The 16,437-nt window shown below is 29.6% G+C and carries 22 protein-coding genes; 10 read left to right on the top strand and 12 right to left on the bottom strand.

The window, feature by feature from the left end; genetic code table 11:
• The first annotated feature begins 79 nt into the window (after positions 1–79).
• Positions 80–742: a uracil-DNA glycosylase family protein gene (locus CRV02_RS05590; RefSeq protein WP_129089499.1), complete on the top strand. Its 663-nt coding sequence runs from the start codon at positions 80–82 to the stop codon at positions 740–742.
• A 206-nt stretch (positions 743–948) separates the two neighbouring features.
• Here CRV02_RS05590 and CRV02_RS05585 read toward each other — a convergent pair whose 3' ends face one another.
• The 5 genes from CRV02_RS05585 to CRV02_RS05565 form a co-directional block, all read right to left on the bottom strand.
• A complete protein-coding gene (locus tag CRV02_RS05585) occupies positions 949–1,755 on the bottom strand; it encodes a MetQ/NlpA family ABC transporter substrate-binding protein (RefSeq protein ID WP_129084622.1) in 807 nt (268 codons plus the stop codon).
• Between the two features lie 12 nt (positions 1,756–1,767).
• Complete coding sequence (locus CRV02_RS05580; RefSeq protein ID WP_129084621.1) at positions 1,768–2,406, bottom strand: methionine ABC transporter permease; 639 nt, start codon at positions 2,404–2,406, stop codon at positions 1,768–1,770.
• A complete protein-coding gene (locus tag CRV02_RS05575; RefSeq protein ID WP_129089498.1) occupies positions 2,406–3,362 on the bottom strand; it encodes a methionine ABC transporter ATP-binding protein in 957 nt (318 codons plus the stop codon). Before CRV02_RS05575 ends, CRV02_RS05580 begins: the two co-directional genes overlap by 1 nt.
• Positions 3,363–3,534: 172 nt before the next feature.
• Positions 3,535–4,866, bottom strand: coding sequence for a transcription termination factor Rho (gene rho / locus CRV02_RS05570; RefSeq protein WP_129089497.1), 1,332 nt, complete (start codon positions 4,864–4,866; stop codon positions 3,535–3,537).
• 160 nt (positions 4,867–5,026) lie between these two features.
• On the bottom strand, positions 5,027–5,623 hold the full coding sequence (locus CRV02_RS05565) for a peroxiredoxin (RefSeq protein WP_129084618.1): 597 nt from the start codon (positions 5,621–5,623) through the stop codon (positions 5,027–5,029).
• Positions 5,624–5,906: 283 nt separating this feature from the next.
• Here CRV02_RS05565 and CRV02_RS05560 point away from each other — a divergent pair, with 283 nt between their 5' ends.
• From CRV02_RS05560 to CRV02_RS05530, 7 genes are all read left to right on the top strand, one after another.
• Positions 5,907–6,182 (top strand): 4Fe-4S dicluster domain-containing protein, encoded by a 276-nt coding sequence (locus CRV02_RS05560; protein WP_129084617.1) that lies wholly within the window; start codon positions 5,907–5,909, stop codon positions 6,180–6,182.
• A gap of 129 nt (positions 6,183–6,311) precedes the next feature.
• Positions 6,312–6,725 carry a nucleoside-diphosphate kinase gene (ndk, locus tag CRV02_RS05555; RefSeq protein ID WP_129084616.1) on the top strand — a complete coding sequence of 138 codons (414 nt, stop codon included), beginning with the start codon at positions 6,312–6,314 and terminating at the stop codon, positions 6,723–6,725.
• An 18-nt stretch (positions 6,726–6,743) separates the two neighbouring features.
• Positions 6,744–7,124, top strand: a complete 381-nt coding sequence (locus CRV02_RS05550; RefSeq protein WP_129084615.1) for a YceD family protein — start codon at positions 6,744–6,746, stop codon at positions 7,122–7,124.
• A 14-nt stretch (positions 7,125–7,138) separates the two neighbouring features.
• Positions 7,139–7,291, top strand: a complete 153-nt coding sequence (rpmF, locus tag CRV02_RS05545) for a 50S ribosomal protein L32 (RefSeq protein WP_129006532.1) — start codon at positions 7,139–7,141, stop codon at positions 7,289–7,291.
• Positions 7,291–8,283 carry a phosphate acyltransferase PlsX gene (gene plsX / locus CRV02_RS05540; RefSeq protein ID WP_129084614.1) on the top strand — a complete coding sequence of 331 codons (993 nt, stop codon included), beginning with the start codon at positions 7,291–7,293 and terminating at the stop codon, positions 8,281–8,283. Before rpmF ends, plsX begins: the two co-directional genes overlap by 1 nt.
• A gap of 30 nt (positions 8,284–8,313) precedes the next feature.
• Positions 8,314–9,312: a beta-ketoacyl-ACP synthase III gene (locus CRV02_RS05535; protein ID WP_129089496.1), complete on the top strand. Its 999-nt coding sequence runs from the start codon at positions 8,314–8,316 to the stop codon at positions 9,310–9,312.
• 135 nt (positions 9,313–9,447) lie between these two features.
• Positions 9,448–10,572, top strand: a complete 1,125-nt coding sequence (locus CRV02_RS05530; protein WP_129089495.1) for a GGDEF domain-containing protein — start codon at positions 9,448–9,450, stop codon at positions 10,570–10,572.
• 9 nt (positions 10,573–10,581) lie between these two features.
• On the opposite strand, the gene CRV02_RS05525 is transcribed toward CRV02_RS05530, so the two are convergent.
• Genes CRV02_RS05525 through CRV02_RS05515 form a run of 3 tightly spaced genes read right to left on the bottom strand, consistent with a single transcriptional unit; the run spans position 10,582 to position 12,021 of the window.
• Positions 10,582–10,902, bottom strand: coding sequence for a branched-chain amino acid transporter permease (locus CRV02_RS05525; RefSeq protein WP_129089494.1), 321 nt, complete (start codon positions 10,900–10,902; stop codon positions 10,582–10,584).
• Positions 10,895–11,581, bottom strand: coding sequence for an AzlC family ABC transporter permease (locus CRV02_RS05520; RefSeq protein WP_129089493.1), 687 nt, complete (start codon positions 11,579–11,581; stop codon positions 10,895–10,897). Before CRV02_RS05520 ends, CRV02_RS05525 begins: the two co-directional genes overlap by 8 nt.
• Before the next feature lie 2 nt (positions 11,582–11,583).
• Positions 11,584–12,021 (bottom strand): hypothetical protein, encoded by a 438-nt coding sequence (locus tag CRV02_RS05515; protein WP_129089492.1) that lies wholly within the window; start codon positions 12,019–12,021, stop codon positions 11,584–11,586.
• A 40-nt stretch (positions 12,022–12,061) separates the two neighbouring features.
• Between CRV02_RS05515 and CRV02_RS05510 the strand changes: the two genes are divergently transcribed.
• Positions 12,062–12,703 (top strand): transglutaminase-like cysteine peptidase, encoded by a 642-nt coding sequence (locus CRV02_RS05510; RefSeq protein WP_129089491.1) that lies wholly within the window; start codon positions 12,062–12,064, stop codon positions 12,701–12,703.
• Here CRV02_RS05510 and CRV02_RS05505 read toward each other — a convergent pair.
• Positions 12,685–13,248 carry an aminotransferase class IV family protein gene (locus CRV02_RS05505; RefSeq protein WP_129089490.1) on the bottom strand — a complete coding sequence of 188 codons (564 nt, stop codon included), beginning with the start codon at positions 13,246–13,248 and terminating at the stop codon, positions 12,685–12,687. The two genes, CRV02_RS05510 and CRV02_RS05505, sit on opposite strands and share 19 nt — an antisense overlap.
• 67 nt (positions 13,249–13,315) lie before the next feature.
• Here CRV02_RS05505 and CRV02_RS05500 point away from each other — a divergent pair, with 67 nt between their 5' ends.
• Complete coding sequence (locus CRV02_RS05500) at positions 13,316–14,086, top strand: dienelactone hydrolase family protein (RefSeq protein WP_129089489.1); 771 nt, start codon at positions 13,316–13,318, stop codon at positions 14,084–14,086.
• Here the strand turns inward: CRV02_RS05500 and CRV02_RS05495 are convergent.
• The 3 genes from CRV02_RS05495 to CRV02_RS05485 all read right to left on the bottom strand — a co-directional run bounded on the left by CRV02_RS05495 (position 14,083) and on the right by CRV02_RS05485 (position 16,427).
• The gene (locus CRV02_RS05495) at positions 14,083–14,760 is read right to left on the bottom strand and encodes a response regulator transcription factor (RefSeq protein ID WP_129089488.1); all 678 of its coding nucleotides are present in this window, start codon (positions 14,758–14,760) and stop codon (positions 14,083–14,085) included. The genes CRV02_RS05500 and CRV02_RS05495 overlap by 4 nt on opposite strands.
• On the bottom strand, positions 14,754–15,320 hold the full coding sequence (locus CRV02_RS05490; RefSeq protein ID WP_129089487.1) for a cysteine hydrolase family protein: 567 nt from the start codon (positions 15,318–15,320) through the stop codon (positions 14,754–14,756). The genes CRV02_RS05495 and CRV02_RS05490 overlap by 7 nt, the downstream gene beginning before the upstream one ends.
• Positions 15,321–15,386: 66 nt before the next feature.
• A complete protein-coding gene (locus tag CRV02_RS05485; RefSeq protein ID WP_129089486.1) occupies positions 15,387–16,427 on the bottom strand; it encodes a Cj0069 family protein in 1,041 nt (346 codons plus the stop codon).
• Between the last annotated feature and the right edge of the window lie 10 nt (positions 16,428–16,437).

Here is a 16,437-nt window from a genome sequence, read left to right as displayed (position 1 = left end):
ATTAGTTAAATAATAAATATTTAAAGCCTTAATATTTTAAGCTTTAAAAGTTAAAATTTGAAAAAAAGAAAGGCATAACTTGTTTCATCACTTTCATCCTTATAAACCCTACTTAAATAAAGATACAAAAAAGATTATTGTAGGTACTTTACCACCTCCAAGATTTTGTAAAAAAGAGTTCAAAAAAGAGGATGTAAACTTTTGTTATGGTTCAAAAGATAACCTTTTATGGCAGACTTTAGATAAGATTTATTCATTAAACTTACTCTTTGATAATAGCCAAGAAGCAGTTATTCAAAGAAAAGAGTTTTTAGATAAAAATCAAATTGGTATTTGTGATATTGTAGATTCATGTAAAAGAGAAAAAGTAGATGCAAGTGATTTAGGTATGAGTGAGATTGTTTTGCGAGATATGCTTAACTATCTACTTGAATACAAAACTATAGATACTCTTATTTTTACAGGAGGAAACTCAAAAAATGGTCCAGAATATTTTTTAAGACAGATACTTAAAAAACAAAATATAAAATTTGAACTTGTTTGCTCTGATATTCCAAAACAGCATAAATTTATCCTTGATAATAGAGAAATAAAAACTATTTCCCTTACTTCTCCATCAAATGCAGCTAATAGATATATTGGTTCAAACAGACTCTACAAAGAAAGAAAACTACAAAATCCAGACTATACTACTTTTGATTTTAGACTAGAACAATACGAGAAGGTTTTTAAAACTACTTAAGAGTTATATAAAGCTATTTTCTTTATACTTCTTACTTTATGAATGAGTATTCATTTATTATAAGATATGCAAAGGAATTGTCATGTTTATCAGTGAAATTTTAATGTTTGTGATTTTAAGTTTAGTAGCATTTACAGCAGTTACATATGTAATAAATATGTTTGTAAAGGAAGATTAAAAAGAAGGAAAAACTCCTTCTTTTTATATTAGAAAGCTTCTACAATAGAACCTTTATATTTAGTAGCAATAAACTCTTTAACCTCTTTTGACGTTAATACTTCATCTAATGCTTTGATATAATCTTTGTTTTCATTACCTTCTCTTACAACTAAAATATTAGCATATGGAGAATCTTTTGACTCAATTACTAGTGCATCTTTAGTAGGATTTAAATCAGCAGCTAAAGCATAGTTTGTATTAATAATTGCAGCATCTACTTCATCAAGAACTCTTGGTAATTGAGGAGCATCTAACTCTTTGATTTTTAAGTTTTTTGGGTTTTCAATAATATCAATTGCAGTCTTAAACTGAACATCTTTGAATTTTAATAAACCTTCTTTAACTAATACATCTAAAGCTCTACTTCCATTTGTTGGGTCATTTGGTACTGCAATAGTTGCACCATCCGCTAACTCATCAAGTGACTTGATTTTATTAGAGTATAATCCCATTGGCTCTAAGTGAACATTTACAGTTTTAACTAATTTAGTATTTTTTGATTTGTTAAACTCAACTAAATATGGAGTGTGTTGGAAGAAGTTTGCATCTAATTGCCCTTCATCAACTGCAATATTTGGAGTAACATAATCAGTAAACTCAACGATTTCTAACTCATAACCTTTAGCTTTTAAAAGTGGTTTAACAACTTCTAAAATCTCTGAGTGAGGAACTGGAGTAGCTCCAACTTTGATAACTTTTTTTGCTTCTTCTTTTGGTTCTTCAGAACCTGTACAAGCAACAAACCCAAGTGCTACTGCACCAAGTAATGCTAATTTTAAAATATTTTTTAACATCTAAATCCTTTCTTATTTTTTAGTTATTTTATAAATATAATCACCAGTACTTTGTACTAATTGAACTAAGGCAATTAATATAACTACTGTATATAACATTGTGTCTGTTTGGAATCTGTAATAACCATACTTAATAGCTACATCTCCTAAACCTCCACCACCAACAGCTCCTGCCATAGCAGAAAAACCAATAACTGTAATTAGTGTTAAAGTAATAGCTGAAACTATACTAGGTAATGCTTCTACAAGCATCACTTTGAAAATAATTTGCCAATCACTTGCACCAAATGATTTTGCAGCTTCTATAACACCTTTATCTACTTCTTTAAATGCACTCTCGATAAGTCTAGCTATAAAAGGGGCAGCTCCAATTGTAAGTGGAATAATAGCTGCTGTTGTACCAATACTTTTTCCTATTAAAAACTTTGTAAGAGGAAATAAAACAATCATTAAGATAATAAATGGAAAAGATCTTAATGTATTAATCACAACATCTAATATTGTATATAGTTTTAAGTTCTCTCTTAATCCACCTTTTGAAGTAAGAATTAGAACAATTGCTAAAAGAAATCCAATTACTACTGCAAAAAATGTAGAAACAAAAGACATATATACAGTTTCACCAAGGGCTGGTAATAAAATATCAACCATTATAACACCTCCCATACAATGTCATGCTCTTTAATATAATCAATCACTTTTTGCTGATTTACTTCTTCAATATTTATAACCATATTTCCTACAATATGAGTATTTATCTCTTCTAATTTTCCCCATACAATATTAAAGTCCATATCTAACTCTCTTGCCATCTTTGTAATAAAAGATTGATAAGCATTATCCTTTGGAAAATATAGCTTTATATTTACACCCTGAGCAGGAACTACTTCACTCTCACCTAAGAAGTGTTTCATCTTTTCATCTGGTTTTAAAAATAGCTCTTCTGTATCATCAAAACCAATAATATTTCCATGCTCTAAAAGTAATGCTTTTTGAGCTATTTGTTTTACAACTTCCATCTCGTGAGTAACAATTACAATAGTAATGTTAAGTTTTTCATTAATCTCTTTTAAAAGATTTAAAATAGAAGTAGTTGTATTTGGGTCAAGGGCAGATGTTGCTTCATCTGACAATAAAACTTCTGGGTCTAAAGTCAATGCTCTAGCAATAGCAACACGCTGTTTTTGTCCACCACTTAATTGACTAGGGTATGAGTTTAGTTTGTTTTCTAAACCAACAAGAGCTAATAAATCATTTACTTTTTTATCAATTTCACTCTTAGTATATCCCCAAAGTTGCATTGGAAGTGCAACATTTTCATATACAGTTTTTCTTTGAATTAGTGAAAAATGTTGAAAAATCATTCCAATATTTTTTCTAAACTCTCTTAAACTGTTTTTATCAAGTGTTTTAATCTCTCTATCGTTTACTTTTAATGAACCATCACTATAATCTTCAAGTCCATTTATACATCTTAAAAGTGTAGATTTTCCTGCACCACTGTGGCCAACAATAGCGAAAATCTCACCTTCTTTAATGTCAATTGATATATCATTTAAAACTTTAGTACTACCATAAAATTTATTCAGATTTTTAATAGTTATCATAATAAGTCCTTATTTGTGGCCGAATATTATACAAAAAAGCATAAAACAAGTATTAAAGAGGTAACTTATTTGTAATTTTGATTTTACTTTAAGAATACCAAGTATTTTAATCTTGATTATTATACTTAAGATTATAGACAAAAAAAAGCAGCCCCTTTTGGGACTACAATTTTTACTCGTTCATTCCTGCGAAAAACTCTTCATTGTTTTTTGTTTTTTGCATTTTTGAATATAAGAATTTAAGTGCTTCTACTTCATCCATAGAACCAATTGCATTTCTTAAAATCCAAGTTTTTTGTAAAATCTCAGGAGTAAGAAGTAACTCTTCTTTTCTAGTTCCAGATTTAATAATATCAAGTGCTGGGTAAACTCTTCTATTAGCTGCATTTCTAGATAATACAACTTCTGAGTTACCAGTACCTTTGAACTCTTCAAAAATAACTTCATCCATTTTTGAACCAGTTTCAATAAGTGCTGTTGAGATAATAGTTAAAGAACCACCCTCTTCAATATTTCTAGCTGCACCAAAGAATCTTTTTGGCTTATGAAGTGCATTTGCATCAACCCCACCAGAAAGTACTTTTCCTGAACTTGGAGTAACAGTATTATATGCTCTTGCTAGTCTTGTAATAGAATCAAGTAAGATTACAACATCTTTTTTCATCTCTACAAGTCTTTTTGCTTTTTCAATTACAATCTCTGCAACTCTAACATGATTATGTGCTGGTAAATCGAAAGTAGAAGAATAAACTTCACCTTTAACAGACCTTTGCATATCAGTTACCTCTTCTGGTCTTTCATCAATTAAAAGAACCATTAAGTGAGTATCAGGATGATTTCTTGTAATACCATGAGCTAACTCTTTTAGTAACTCAGTTTTACCAGTTTTTGGAGGTGCAACAATTAGACCCCTTTGACCTTTACCCATTGGAGCAAATAAGTCTAACATTCTTCCTGTCATTCTTGTTTGGTCATACTCAAATTTAAATCTTTCAGTTGAATATAAAGGAGTTAAGTTGTCAAATAGAGGTCTGTTTTTTGATTCGTTGATTGGTAGGTAGTTAATTGCTTCAATTTTTAATAAAGCATTATATTTTTCACTATCTTTGTTTGGTGGTCTAACTTGTCCACTTACAATGTCACCTGTTCTTAATGCAAACTTTCTAATTTGTGTTGCTGAAACATATGAATCATTTGATGTATCTGAAAAGTTTCCATCCATAGCTCTTAAGAAACCAAAACCACCATCTTTAATTTCAAGGATTCCTGTAAACAGAATAAAACCACCTTGATCGATTTGTGATTTTAAAATGTTAAACATTAAGTCTTGTCTTTTAAGTTCTTGTGGGTTTTCTACTTCTAAGTCTTTTGCTATTTTAAGAAGGTCTTCAAGGGGAAGTTCTCTTAGTTGTTCAATTTTAAAGCCCTCTACGGGTACGTGAGTTCTTGTTTTCCTACCATTATTGGTAGATTTTTGTTTAGATTGAGTTTTTGACTCTTCCATAAGTATATTTTGCCTTTTATAGAATTACATAAAGTAATGTAAGTTTTGTAGTGTTATTAAGAATTTTATAGTGTTATTTTAGTGTTTATTTAAAAAAATGTCAAGAAATTAATTGCTAGAAAGTGCAAAGATGCCCAAGAGAGGCATCTTTACTTAAATATTATAAGTCACCTTCGTGCTTAGCAAGATATTCAGCAACACCATCTTTGTCTGCTTTCATACCTTCATCACCTTTTGACCAACCTGCAGGACAAACTTCACCGTGCTCATTAGTAAATAACATAGTATCTACCATTCTGATCATCTCGTCAATGTTTCTACCTAATGGTAAGTCGTTAATTACAGCATGTCTAACAGTTCCATCTTTGTCAATTAAGAAAGATCCTCTTAATGCTACAGACTCTCCGAATAATACATCGTAATCTTTAGAGATTTGTTTGCTTAAGTCAGCAACTAATGGATACTTAATTCTTCCGATTCCACCATTTTCAACTGGAGTTTCTCTCCAAGCGAAGTGAGAGAATTGTGAGTCAACAGAAACACCAATTACATTGATACCTCTTGAAGTAAACTCTTCAATTCTTTTAGAGAATGCGATAATTTCTGAAGGACAAACGAATGTAAAATCTAATGGATAGAAAAATAATACCGCACCTTTCTCACCAATGTTATCATATAGGTTAAAATCTTCAACAATTTGACCATCAGCAAGTACTGCTGTAGCTGTGAAATCTGGAGCTTTTTTTGTAACTAACATGTAATTTCCTTTTATTAAAATTAATTTGTGATGAAATTATAGTACAAACTAATTAAAACTAATAATAAGTGAATAGATAAAGTTTAAAATTTAAGACAAATTTTATTTTAGGAAAATTTTTATCCAAATAAAAGAAATAATAGTTTTCTTTTCTTTTACTATTTGATAGTTGTTATTATTTTCATTAAACTACCATTCTGTGGGTTTTATAATAATATAAAGACTTAAAGATAAATTTATTATTACTGTGCTAAAGTTTCTAAAATTTAACAAGGAGTTATAAATGGCAGTTAAGATTACAGATATTTGTATTAATTGCGATGCATGTTTAGATGAATGTCCAACTGAATCAATTGTTGATAATGATGAAAACCCAACAGGTGAGGATATCTATTTTGTAAATGCTGATACATGTACTGAGTGTATCGGTGACAATGATGAACCTGCATGTGCAGAAGCATGTCCTACTGAAGGATGTATCGTATGGGATGCTAGAGAAGGTGCAGCACACCCAGTTAGAGATGGTATGACTGAGGGTGAACCTTGCGTTGAAGATTAATAACTAATTTTTAACATTAATTATATACAATTTTATTATGCCAAAGGTGAGTAGTATTTTTTACTACTTGCCTTTTTTTTATTTTTTAGGTATAATCCGCGACTTAAAAAATTAAAGAGGAAAATACCTATGGAACAAACGTTATCAATCATTAAACCTGATGCAGTAGCTAAAAACGTTGTTGGAAAAATCTTAGACAGATTTGAATCAAACGGATTAAGAATTGCTGCAACTAAAAAAGTACAGTTATCTAAAGCAGATGCTGAAGCATTTTATGCAGTTCACGCTGAAAGACCTTTCTTTGGTGAATTAGTTGAATTCATGATTTCTGGACCAGTTGTTGTTACTGTTTTAGAAGGTGAAGATGCAATGGCTAAAAACAGAGATTTAATGGGTGCTACTAACCCTAAAGAAGCTGCAGCTGGTACAATCAGAGCAGATTTCGCTGAATCAATTGATGCAAATGCAGTTCACGGATCAGATTCTTTAGAAAATGCAGCTATCGAAATTAAATTTTTCTTCTCTGACAGAGAAATTTGCTAAGAATAGTTCATATTTTAAATGAAAATAGAATTTAGAAAAGTACCACAAAGCCCTAAAAACTTTAGCGCAGAGTTCAATTCAGTTAAAATTGAAGGTACTTTTTGTAAAATATCGCCATCATTAGTCAAAATCGACAGCACTTTAAATGGTAAAACTACAGTTCAATGTGCAAGATGTGGTGAAGACGATACTGTTACTTTAGAGGAAGAGTTTAATTTCTTGATAAGTGATGGTATTTTCAAGAATGAATCCTCTGAGTCAGAAGACTTAGTAATAGAAATAGATGATCATATGATAGACTTCAATGCTATAATTGAAAGTGAAATATCATCTATATACAGTGACTATCATATCTGTAATAACTGTACAGATTGTGAATTAGTCGATAAAGAATATTAAATAAGGAGAATAATATGGCAGTACCTAAGAGAAGAGTATCTCATACTAGAGCAGCTAAGAGAAGAACTCACTATAAAATTACTTTAAAAAGACCGGTAAAAGATAGTGACGGAACTTGGAAGATGCCTCACACGGTAAACCCAAATACTGGTGAATACAAAAACTAATGCTTAAAATTGCTATTGATGCTATGGGAGGGGATTTCGGTCCCGAACCCATAATAGACGGTTTAATTGCCGCTCTAAGACTAAATAATAACTTTACTGCTATTGCAGTAGGTGATAAAACTCAACTTGAAAACTTAATCCCTTCACACTTAAAAAACAGAGTAGAAATTGTACATACAGAAGATGTTATCAGTATGACTGATTCTGCAACAGATGCATTAAAAAGAAAAGATTCAACTATTTACAAAGCAATTGATTTAGTTAAGTCTGGAGAAGCAGATGCAGTTGTTTCAGCAGGTCACTCAGGGGCATCAATGTCTTTAGCAACACTTAGAATCGGAAGAATCAAAGGTGTTTCTAGACCAGCAATTGCAACACTTATGCCAACAAGTGAAAACCAAAATACATTAGTATTAGACGTTGGAGCAAATGTTGATTGTGATTCAAAAAACCTATTTGAATTTGCAGTTATGGGTCAAGTATATGCAAGAGATGTTTTACAAATTGATGAACCACTAGTTGGATTATTAAGCAATGGTGAAGAAGAGAGCAAAGGTAATGAAGTTACTAAGGAAGCCTTTAAACTAATTTCTAAAATTCCTAACTTTGCAGGAAATGTAGAAGGTAGTGATATTTTTAAAGGTTCAGTTGATGTTGTTGTTTGTGATGGATTTATTGGTAATATTTTACTTAAGACTGCTGAAGGTGTAGCAGATACTATAGGTCAAATTATCAAGAAAAACCTTAAACGATCACTTATCTCAATTGCTGGTGCAGTATTAATGAGAAAAGTATTTAAAAACTTAAAAGTTAGAGTAGATTATGCTGAATATGGTGGTGCTCCACTACTAGGTGTAAAAGCTCCAGTTATCATTGCACATGGGAAATCAAATCCTAAAGCTATTCAAAATGCTATTTTTCAAGCTATCAATAGTGCAAGTTCTAACTTAAACAACGATATTGAAGAGAGATTAAAGCAATATAGCTCTTAATCCCCTCTTTTTTATTTAAGGAAAATTTTTATGACGTATGCAGCGTTTAGATCAATTGGAGCTTATATACCTCCAAAGATTATGACTAATTTTGATTTTGAAAAAATCATTGACACTACAGATGAATGGATTACTAAAAGAACAGGAATCAAAGAAAGAAGAATCTCAGAAGAAAATGAAGCTTCATCTGATTTAGGTGCAAGAGCAGCACAAGTTGCTATTGACAGAGCAAATATTGCAAAAGAAGATATAGATTTAGTTATCTGTGCAACAGTAACTCCTGATTATCTTTGTATGCCATCTACTGCTTGTTTAATTGCATCAAAACTTGATTTACCTCCAGTTCAAGCATTTGACGTAAGTGCCGCATGTACAGGTTTTGTTTATGCAGTTTCTGTGGCAAAAGCATTCATTGAGTCAGGAATGAAAAAAAATGTACTAATAATTGGTGCAGAAAAATATACTTCAATTTTAGATTATACAGATAGAACAACATGCTTTATCTTCGGAGATGGGGCTGGAGCAGCTATTATTTCTGCTACAGACAAAAAAGAAGAAGCTATAATTGATGTAAACTGCTCAAGTGATGGAAATTATGATGATTTAATTAAAACTGCTGGTGGTGGAAGTAAACATCCTTGTAGCCAAGAGGTTTTAGATAATAAAATGGCTTGTATTAGAATGAAAGGAAATGAGACTTTCAAACTTGCTGTTAAAACTTTAACTTCTGATGTACAAGATATGATGGAAAAACATAATATCACAAATAAAGATATTACTCACTTTATCCCTCATCAAGCAAACTATAGAATTATCTCAGCAGTAGGAAAAGCTTTAGGATTAAATGATGAGCAAACAGTTGTAACTGTTGACAAATATGGAAATACTTCTGCTGCATCAATTCCAATGGCTATGAACTATGCTTATGAGCAAGGTAAAATCAAAAAAGGTGATATGCTTTTATTTGATGCTTTTGGAGCTGGACTTACATGGGGATCTGCTTTATTCCCATTTGCACCAAAACAATAAACTTTTTGATGGGCTTTTTTGCTCATCTTAAAACCTACATAATATTTACATTTATTTACTCTATAAAGAATATTTTTCAGTCACATTTGTTACAATAATAAAAAAGTTTATTACATACAATTTAGGGACTAGGACTTGACGAAAAAAATCACAGAAAACTTTGAGATTTTCCCTTGGAATGAAAATCTTGAAATAGGTATTGAAGAAATAGATGAACAGCATAAGACTATTATAGAGCTTCTAAATAAGCTTGCTAATAGTTTAACACAAGATGAAACTATTGAAGTAGAAGAGACTTTCAATGAGTTAGCAAAATATGCAGATTTTCATTTTAAAAGTGAAGAGAAGGTTTGGCAAAAGCATATCAAAGACGAAGAACTTCTTAAACAACATAATCATAGTCATGAATCTTTTTTACCAAAAGTATTAGAGTTAAAAGAGAAAAACAAAGATAAAAACTATAATGAAGCTATTGAAGAGATTCTTCTATTTTTAATTAGATGGTTAGCCTTTCATATAGTAGATGAAGACAAAAGGTTTGCATTAGTTATTAAAGCTTTAGAAGATGGTAAAAGTATGCAAGAAGCTGTTTTTGAAACTGAAAGTATGATGAGTGGTTCAATGAAAAGTCTTATTGAAACTATTCTTTCTATGTATGATAAATTATCTATTAAAACGATTAATCTTATTAGAGAAAGAAAAGCTAGACTTAAAGCAGAAAAAGAGCTTAGAAAGATTAATAAAAAGCTTGAAGAACTTTCAATAACAGACCAACTTACAAAAATATATAATAGAAGATATTTTGATGAACAGTTTGAAAAAGAGCTTGAAGAAAAGAAAGATACAAATACACTTATTTCTGTAATGATATTTGATATAGATTACTTTAAAAAGCTAAATGACACTTATGGACATGCAAAAGGTGATGAGGCCCTAATCAAAGTTTCTAAGGCATTAAAACAGTTATGTAAAGACAATAGTATCTCTGTTTATAGAGTGGGTGGTGAAGAGTTTACTATTCTTTTTACAAATAAAAATGAAGAAGAGATTTTAACTATCTTAGATAAATTAGAAAACTCAATTGCTAAACTTGAAATTAAAAATGAAGGAAGTACAGTAAGTGATTATGTAACTATCTCGGGAGGTTTAGTAAGTTTAATTCCTACAGAAGAGTCAACTATTGATTCAATAATGAGACTTGCAGATGAAAGACTTTATGAGGCAAAAAAAACAGGTAGAAATAAAATCATCTATAGTTAAGCTTTAGTGCTAAAAATATTGCACTAAAGCCATATAAAAGATAGTTCCTAAAAAGATAGAAACCAAATAGTTTTTTAGAGTCAAATGTAAAAAGGCTGTAAAAACTATTCCCCCTACTTCTTTTATTCCATGTGGATATAAAGAGAAATCAACATCTTTCAAAGTATAAAAAACCAAAATTGTCATAATAGTTGCGGGGAAAAACTTCTCAATAAACTCCATTGACTTTGGTAAATCTTTCTTTGCAAAAAATACAAAGGGAAATACTCTTGTCAAAAAGTTTACTACAGCCATAATTGCTATTGCAATATAAAGTTCTATACTACTCATTACTTAGCCTTTGTCTAAAAAAGAACAGTAATACTAAAGCAAGAGAAATAGTTACAATAAGCATCTTGTCTGAAGGAACTAATATCAAAGCAACAACTGAAGCAATTGAACCTATCAAAAATGGTATTGAGTTTTTTAAGTTCTTATATTGTTCTATACAAAGAACAACAAAAAGAGCTGTTAATGAAAACTCCAAACCTGCTGTATTAAACTCAATATTTGAACCAACAATTGCTCCTAAAGTTGCACCTGTGAACCAATAAGCTTGATTGAAAGCTGTCAAAAAGAAATAGTACCACTTCTTTTTTAGTTGCTCATCATCTTTTATTGTTGTTAATAAGGCATATGTTTCATCTGTCAAACCAAATATCAAATAAGGTTTTAGCTTTCCTGTTTTTTTAAATCTCTTTAATAAAGATAAGCCATAAAAGGATTGTCTTAAGTTTACAAACCAAGAAGCAATTGCTATATCTACAAAACCTGCTTTTGCATTGAAAAAGTTTATTGCAACAAATTGTAAAGCTCCTGCATAAATAAAAAGAGACATAATAGGTGCTAAATACCATGGATAATCAAAAGATACTAACAGTAATCCAAAGGCAAAACCTAAAACAGAGTATCCCATCATAACAGGGATAGAGATTTTAAATGCAGTCTTTATTTCTCGTTCTAAACTCAAAATTACTTAAATCTTTTGTTATTTGGATTGTTTTTGAAGATATTCATTGATTTTTCTTTGATTACATTTTCATTGTATTTATCTATTGTAGCAACTGAATTTACAAATAAAATAGACTCATCAACAACTATTTGGAAAACTGCATGAAATGGTATCTTAACTGTTGAACCAAAGTTTTCACTTCCAAAACCTGCCTCAAAACTTATAAAATCTTCTTCTATTTTGATAGTACTATAAGTATAATTTTTTAAGATAAATAGGGAAAACTTTGCAAGTTGTTCTTTTGTTGCAACAGGTAGTTCAGGGTTGAAATCAACGGCATCAATATTTGCAGTTATTGCAAACTCTTGACCTTTGTTTACTAAATAAATCATTGTATCTTTTATTTGTTCACTAACTAATTCTTTGTATTCTACATCTTCTAATATATTGTTAATCATTTTTAATCCTGCATTTTAAATTAGTTTGTTATTATAACTTATGAAACGCATAATTCTACTTATTTTAATTTCTACATTATTTTTACAAGCAAAAAGTATAACTTTAAATGACAAAGACAAAGAAGAGCTTAAAAATAATCCAAATAAAAAAGCCGTTTATTTACGACTTTTAAAATATTTAGAGTTAAAAACAAAAATAAAAGACTTCTCACTAGAGAAAAAACTAAACTATGTAAATAGTTTTTATAATAAGATTTTACCTGTAAATGATTCTACAAAATATAGTTCAGATGATTATTGGGCTACTCCAAAAGAGTTTATTATAGAAGGAAAAGGCGATTGTGAGGACTATGCAATTGCAAAATATTTTACCCTGCAAGAAGTTGGGATTCCTAAAGATAAACTTTTTTTAGCTGTTGTAAAAGTAAAAAGTGCAACAAACTATCACATGGTATTAACTTACTTAGAAAACAAAAACTCTATACCTTTAATACTAGACAATCTAAGTTTTAGAGTTCTTCCTTTTGTCAAAAGAACAGATTTAACTCCAAAGTTTATTTTTAATGAAAAAGAAGCCTTTATATTAAAAAATAAAAAGATTCACAAAAGAGTAAAAATAGACTGGGGGAAGGAAGATAAATGGAAGAATCTTCTAAACCGAATCTATAAAGAAAATGAATAATCCTCTATTACATCAAAATCAATCATTGCATTCATAAGAGCTAATTTTTTACTTTGCTTTAGCATCTGTAAATCAATATCTTTTTCTACTAAAGAGCCCTCTTTTAAAAGCCTTGCTCTTGTGGTTCCTTCTAAAAGTGGTTTTTTAGGAGTCAACCAAGTAGTTCCATCATAAATAGCAATATTTGCAATTGAAGTATCAGTTACTAAACCATTTTTAATGATAATAATTTCATCACAAGAGCCTCTTTTCTCATACAAGCTATCAATACTACTTCTATCTAAATATTTTTTTGAATACTCTATTTGGTTATCTTCTATAATTTTAAAACTATTTATTTCTCTTTTTTTATAAGGGAAAAACTCTACACTTAAAATTGAGTTCTCATCATAAATAACTTTACATCTTAAAAGTTCATTTGATGGAGCATAAAGATACTCTTGAAGATTTAAATTCAAAGCCACAGCTTTTGCAACTCTTTTTTCATGGTATTCTAAATTAAAAACCTCATAATCTTCACATCTAATTGTCTCAAAATAGTTCATAAATATTGTCTCTTTATTGTTTATATTTTTGGTTATAATATCCAAAAAAATTTTAGGAACTACTAGTTTGATTGAAATAAAAAAGACAATAAAAGAATATGAAAACTTCTATGACACATTTAAATATGCTTATGTTGGTTTACCAAAAGGGTTTATGGGAATAAAAAAACCTTACTTTGGACAACTATATAAATTCAAAAAAGAGTTTAAATACTATAGTGAGTATAAAGAAAAATTCCCACTTGTTTTATTTATCCATGGTTCAAAGGGCTTAAATAAAGGAACTATTTATAGAAAATGGATTGTAGAACAAGGCTTTATTTTTATCTCTCCAAACTCACTAAAAATCAAAAATAGACCTACATATTCAACCCCTGATAAATTAAGTTCCTATGAAAAAGTTCATAAACTAAGACAAGCAGAGATTGTCTATAATTTAAAAAGTATTTTAGCGTTTAACTTTGTAGATAAAAACAATATGTTTCTAATGGGTAATTCTGAAGGGGGCTTAGCAGCAGCATTTTATAAAGGAAATGAATTTAAAGGAAGAATAGTTACAGCTTATTCTTGTGAAAATAGTTACTACTCAAAGGATTTTAAAATTGGAGCAAAAAAGAAAGACCCATTTTTAAATATCATTGGAACCCATGATGAATTTTTTAGTGAAAAATCAGAACCTAATAAAGACCATGAAGTTCAAGGACACTGTACTAAAGCATTGAAAAAATATAAAAATGCAAAGGTAGTAATCTTAGCTCAAACAAAACATGATATAACAGAGAATATCTATGTTAAAGATGACATAATAAACTTTTTGAGATTATGGAGTAAGGCTTAGTTTTCTATATTTAACTTATAGCCTATGCCTGAATAGTTTTGTAAAATTGTTTTATAAGTCTTTTTTCTAAAGTCTCTAATCAAAGACTTTAAGGCAGCAGTTGTGCACTCATTATCCCAAATATGGTATTCTAACTCTTCATAAGTAATAACTCTATTTGGGTTTTGGATAAAAAGATTTACTAAGATAGATTCTTTTTTATTCAAAATAAAAACCTTCCCATCTTTTGTTATGCTTTGAGTTTGGAAATTAAACAAGATGCCATTTCCTAAATTTATATTGCTATATATTCTACTTTCTATAACTTCAAGACATTTTTCAAGACCTTCTAAAAACTTATCTTGGCAAAAAGGTTTTAAAATATACTTTGTAATATATAGCTCTATTAAATCATAAAGATAAGCATTTGTTTTATTAGCACTTAAAATTATAACTGCTGTTTTAATATCACTTTGCCTAACTTCCTGAAGAAACTTCACCATTGTATTATCGTAAAAAGAGTCATCTACAACAATAATACATGGTGAATATTTTTTATAAGAACTTTTTGCTTGCTTTAAACTATTTGCAGTAAAAACCTTTTTTAAGTTTTTTTGCAAAAGTGGTAAAACCTCATTTTTAGAAGAGTGTTTATCGTAAACATATAAAACAAGTAAGTTATTTAATTTTAACAATCAAAGCCTTTTAAAAAATCATTTGTACTCTCTACTTTTGCATAAGCAAACTCAAAAGCTGCCATAAAACTATTTTGTACATCTTTAGAAGATACAACTTTTCCATTAAACTCTAAATTTTTTGTTGCACAAGCATCATTTATAACAGTGCAATTATATCCAAAATCTTTTGCAGCTCTAAGTGTTGCATCTACACACATATGAGTCATAGCTCCCACAATTATAAGCGAGTCTATTTCCTTTTCTTCCAAAACTTCTTTTAGTTGTGTTTTTAAAAAAGAATTTGGAAAATTTTTACTTATTACAGTTTCTTCTTCTAAAGGTTTGACGCTATTGTGTATTTGTGCTCCCTTTGAACCTATTTCAAAGAAAGGTGCATTTTCATTTGGGTTTTCATGTTTTATATGTATTATGTTTAAAGCTTTTTTCCTAAACTCTTCTAAAAGTATTGAAGCATTTTTTGAAGCTTTTTCTGAGTTTACTAAAGGGTATTTTGCCCCTTCAAAACTTGAGAAATAGTCATTTTGTAAGTCTATTAATAGTAGTGCTGTATTTTTCATTTATATCCTTTTATTTTTTAATTAAAAAATTATAAAAAGATATAGAAGCAAAAAAGTAGGATAAACCTACTTTTTCTTCTTTTTCTTTGAAGTTTCAAATACCTTTGCAACTTCTTTTGCATATTGAAGTTCTGTTGTGATTCCTACGCAAGAGCAGTTGATTTCAGATAAAACATAGATATCATTTCCATCTTTATCATAATCCATAATATAATCCATAGTCCAAAGAAGTGGATAGTTTTGACCTTTTAAAAATGGTTTTAAATCCTTTAAACCTTTTGTTGTAAGTTTAACTACATCTTTCCATTTTGGATCATCTGGTGATTCATATTTATATTGAGCCCCAGAGAATAAAGTTGCAGAAAATTCACCCTCTTGAGGTTTTTTATGAACAACAGAAATAGGTTTATCATTTACAAGTAAAACTCTTACTTCACCTTCAGCAATTCTTTCTAAATATCTACATCCTACAAAACCATTTTTACCTTTGAAGTATGCGGCATATTCTGATTCTTCTTCAAATCTTGATTCAAACTTTTCTAAAAACTCATTGATGTTGTCATAGTAAAATTTCTCATTGTTTACAGCCTCAACAGAGAAAATTGAACCATCATCTTTTTTAGATACTAAATATACGCCCTCACCTGTAGAACCGTAGTTTGTCTTTAAAACTCTAATTCCATATTTATCTAAATCAGCAGGGAATTTTCTTGCAAAATCAGTGAATGTATTGTAAAAATATGTATCTTCATCACCAAGTCTAGTTCCCTTTAGTTTTGCTAGAATATCTTTAAAATCAAGATTAATCATAACATCTGGGTGAGTATGAACTTCAACTCCTGCATTTCCTAATGCCTTTAAGAATTGAAAATATTCATCTACTTCTTTTAAATTTCCTGGGTTAATTCTACTTATAACTGAAACTGCTTTTTCTTTTAAATACTCAAGTAGTTCATACTTTCTATTTGGTCTATAAAAAACTATCTCAGTTTTATAATCACCAACTTCCTCAATTGCATCTAAAATTGGTTTAGTATCAGGTCTAAAACCATCAAAGCCTTTGTCACTTCCTTTTGCATATTCTATTACAAAAATAGTGTTCTTCATATCTTCTCCT

The organism is Arcobacter sp. CECT 8989 (assembly GCF_004116715.1).
GTDB lineage: Bacteria > Campylobacterota > Campylobacteria > Campylobacterales > Arcobacteraceae > Halarcobacter.
This window is presented reverse-complemented; position numbering and strand designations above follow the sequence as displayed.